Annotated in this window: 1 protein-coding gene; it reads right to left on the reverse strand. The window is 67.2% G+C overall.

The window, feature by feature from the left end; genetic code table 11:
- Positions 1-24 precede the first annotated feature (24 nt).
- Complete coding sequence (locus tag EV652_RS43860; RefSeq protein WP_132217303.1) at positions 25-1,278, reverse strand: IS701 family transposase; 1,254 nt, start codon at positions 1,276-1,278, stop codon at positions 25-27.
- Positions 1,279-1,437 lie beyond the last annotated feature (159 nt).

The raw sequence follows: 1,437 nt of genomic DNA on the forward strand, positions 1-1,437 counted from the left end.
TACGACAGCCGGACTTCGTGATCCTCATGGTGTGCGGGCTTGTCGGCGTTGGTAGTGGCTGGTTCGGGCGCGGTGTTGGTGTCGGCGTCTTCTGATCGACCAGCGCAGCCGGTGACGTAGGTCAAGTGTCGGGGCGGCGAGGTAGGTGTTGAAGAGACGCTTGATCTCGTTGCAGGTCAAGGCGATCAGTGAATTTCCTTGTGGTGTTGGGTTCTCGGCTCGTTCGGTGGCTGCGACGACGGCGAGGAAGGCGTAGGCGAGCATGGCGAGGATCGTCCAGCGGTGCCAGCTGGTCCAGCGGCGGACCTGGTGCTGGTCCAGGCCGGTGAGCGTCTTGGCGGCCTGGAAGGACTCTTCGATCGTCCAGCGGCGACCGGCCACCCGGACCAGGTCCCGCAGCGGCACGGGTGTGGGTGCCCAGCAGCGGTAGTAGGCCAGCTCGCCGCTGGTGGTGTTGCGGCGGATCAGCAGCCACCACTGCCCGTCGATCTCGGCACGGTCGGGGTGGATGCTGATCCAGGCCCAGTCGTAGTAGCGCGGGCCTTTGGAGCCGTTACCGGCGGAGAGTCGTTGCCATGCCTTGCGCGGCAGACTCGCGACGAGTTCGTCCGTGCGCTGCTTGCCGACTTCGGTGCGGACATGATGGCTGCACGCGACCGCGAGCACGTACCCGACGCCGCGGTCCTCCAAGATCACGCGCAGTTTCGGGTCGCCGCCATAGACCTCGTCGCCGGTCACCCAGTCCACAGCCACGCCGGCGTCCAGGCCACGGGTGACCATCGCAGCCGCGAGCGCTGGCTTCGTGTCGAACTCGACCTCAGCCGGAACACCTGCCTGCTCGCGACGCTCCACATCGTCGGCCCAGACTTGCGGCACGTAGAGCTCGCGGTCGATCAACGCGTGACCAGCAGCGGTGGCATAGGTGAGATACACCGCGACCTGGGCGTTCTCGATCCGTCCCGCGGTACCGGTGTACTGGCGCTGCACACCGACGGTGTGCGTGCCCTTCTTCACGTCTCCGGTCTCGTCCACGACCAGCAGCGCGTCCTGCCTGCCGAGCCGGGCCACGACGTAGTCGCGGAGGTCGTCACGTACCCCGTCGGTGTCCCATTTCGCCTTGCCCAGCAGGTGTTGCAGCCCATCCGGTGACTCGTGGCCAGCATGCTCGGCCAGCGTCCAGCAGTTCTTCACCGCCAGATCCGACATCAACCCCCGCACCGCGTCACCGGCCAGCCGGCGCGGCTCCACCCGTGCAAACCGGCCCGCCACCCGCGCCATCAACGCGTCGAACTCCGCCCGCCATCGCCCCGGGTCTATGCTGTGACCCGCGGCCACCGCCACATCATCTGGACTCCACACAAGCCCGGCATGATCACGCGGTGGCCGCTTCGCGTCGCGTCACCACGCCGACCATCACGAAGTCCGGCTGTCGTACTA

This window comes from Kribbella steppae, assembly GCF_004342025.1.
GTDB classification, from domain to species: Bacteria; Actinomycetota; Actinomycetes; order Propionibacteriales; family Kribbellaceae; genus Kribbella; species Kribbella steppae.